A 2,446-nucleotide genomic window follows, 5' to 3' on the forward strand; every position below is an offset into this window, starting at 1 on the left:
AATTGACGTTTCACGTTGTTTGTTTCGTTCAGTTTTCAAAGAACTACTTGGTCGCTCATTTGCGACTTCCTTATGTTAACATCTTCGTTAGTTAATGTCAACTAAGTTTTTTTATTTCATTTGTCGCTTGCGACGTTATTGTCATCGGCGACTTGTCTTATATTACACCTCTATATAATAATAGTCAATATTAATCTTTCATTTTTTTTAAAAGATGAAAAAGACTCTCATACCCCCTTTTATTTCTCATACATATCAATAAGATAACTGAAAGGAGTGTAGAACTTGTTCAACCCTTCTTTATTACACATCATAAGCTCCCATTCAAGAAGCCCACACTATCATAGGAAGTTTCCAATCATTCTATTTTGGAGCCAAAAACGCGGTTGTACTTCTCTTGCTAAGTGGTTCTTTTACCAGATTGATTTATTACAAACCGCTCTAAGCTATAGTCCTTTCATTCATAATTATGAATATGATATATACAAAAGTACACCTACCTATAGTGTACGACTAGGAATAGCTTTACGAGAAAAACAAAAAGAAACTTTTAAACTCGTTCGTAATCCTTATAGGAGAGCAGTCAGTTCTTTCGTGTCCTTAATTGAACCTCCTTATATGGAAAATCCCGAATGGAAACCCATCCGAAAGTTTTTATATCAAGATAAAACTTCCCCCAAAGGGATCTCATTTAAACAATTTCTATACTATCTATTTATGAAAGGGGCTCACGCAAGTGATATTAACCCACATTTCACACAACAATATATAGCTGGTGAAGAAGAATATGTGACCAATTATATATACTTAGAAAACTTCGATCAGGAAATGAAAGAATTAGAAAAACGTTTCGAATTAAAAACCGCACCAATAAATGAGTTCTCAACATCATGGCATCATCAAACTCCCTCCATGATTTATAAAGGGGATTTTAGCGAAGGCGATATTACTGATCCTTTATTTCCCCGTCATCCAACTTTTGAAAGCTTTTATGATACTGAATGTATACAACTTGTCCAAACAATATTTCAAAATGATTTCGACACATATAAATACAGCAAAGAATATCCATACTAATTTTATTCTATTATCTTTGCTAAATAAAAAAGATACCTTATATATGAGGTATCTTTTTAACGTTTCAATTATATAAATCATACTGTTTAACAGTCTCTATTCTCCACCTTGTTACCTTTTAATAGATTACATAACTTTTGCTTATCCGCCCATCCTACTCCGATTAAAACTAAACTCGCTCCCGTTATTACTCTCCATGTCAGAGATTCATTTAATAGAATAATTGAAGTAACAATACTTATTAATGGTAATGCATTTAAATATAATCCGCTTACTGATGCTGAAATTCTCTCTAGCGCTTTATTCCAAAACCAATATGCTAAAATTGTTGCTCCAATAACAAGGTATATTACACTAAGTCCCGTTTTCCAAGTTTCAACCTTTGGGAGACCGTAATAAAAAATTTCTACCAGTGCAAACGGTAAGAGAATAACAGCTCCAATAATTAAAGTTAGTGTTGTAAAAACCTCGTTTGATAAATACTGTTCTTGTTTTGGTCGTTTTAGCAAAACTGTGTAGAAAGCAAATAGAAAAGTACTTAATAATATCAGTATATCTCCTATTAAAGACACTTCTTGATTAGCACTTTTAGATGGAATCGTAATAAAGAGTACTCCTATAGCACCCAATATAATTCCTATCCAATAATTCAATCGAATTTTCTCTTTCAAAAAGAGTGCTGAAAAAAGAATTGTAACTAATGGTAATGCAGCATCTATAATACTCACATGTAATCCACTGGTTAGAGAAATACCGTAGGATGTAAACATAAAATAACCAGCTACACCGGTAAAAGCTAACAAACTCATTCTTTTCCATGGAACTTTTTTATGTACAACTGATTTTTGTAGTTGCTTAAATGAGAATAGCATACAAATTCCACCTGCAAAGAAAAGACGAATAAACAACAAAGTAAACGGCTGAATAGATTCTAACGCCCATTTTGTTGGCGCAATGGCTGTGCCCCATAATATAACAGCCACTAATAACATGCATATTTCTTTCATAATCCCCCACACCCATCAAAAATATATGTTAACTACCTTAATTATAGATTTTTTCTAATGTAAAATCCTTTAAAAACACAAAAGGTTATGTTAAAAGAGCTAGATTGCTACTTTTCACATAACCTTTTTATATAAGATCACAAACATTCTTGTTACATCTGGACTATATTCTTATAAAGGTAATTCTTACCTTTATATTTTAAATAATAAAAATAAACACAAAAAAACCTAAGTCGAAACGACTTAGGTTTTTGCTTGGCGACGTCCTACTCTCACAGGGACAAGGTCCCAACTACCATCGGCGCTAGAGAGCTTAACTTCCGTGTTCGGTATGGGAACGGGTGTGACCTCTCTGCCATCAT

Annotated in this window: 2 protein-coding genes and 1 rRNA gene; 1 reads left to right on the forward strand and 2 read right to left on the reverse strand. The window is 32.9% G+C overall.

Annotated features, from left to right (window positions below):
• Positions 1-285: 285 nt before the first annotated feature.
• The gene (locus ACS2CR_RS33925) at positions 286-1,077 is read left to right on the forward strand and encodes a sulfotransferase family 2 domain-containing protein (protein ID WP_053512336.1); all 792 of its coding nucleotides are present in this window, start codon (positions 286-288) and stop codon (positions 1,075-1,077) included.
• A gap of 86 nt (positions 1,078-1,163) precedes the next feature.
• Here the strand turns inward: ACS2CR_RS33925 and ACS2CR_RS33930 are convergent, their stop codons facing one another.
• Both ACS2CR_RS33930 and rrf read right to left on the reverse strand, forming a co-directional pair.
• Entirely contained in the window at positions 1,164-2,084 is a 921-nt protein-coding gene (locus tag ACS2CR_RS33930; protein ID WP_053512337.1) for a DMT family transporter, read from the reverse strand.
• A gap of 253 nt (positions 2,085-2,337) precedes the next feature.
• Positions 2,338-2,446 (reverse strand): 5S ribosomal RNA (gene rrf / locus ACS2CR_RS33935); the annotation flags it as partial.

It is taken from the genome of Bacillus cereus group sp. BceL291 (assembly GCF_051776705.1).
In the GTDB taxonomy this organism is placed as follows: domain Bacteria; phylum Bacillota; class Bacilli; order Bacillales; family Bacillaceae_G; genus Bacillus_A; species Bacillus_A cereus.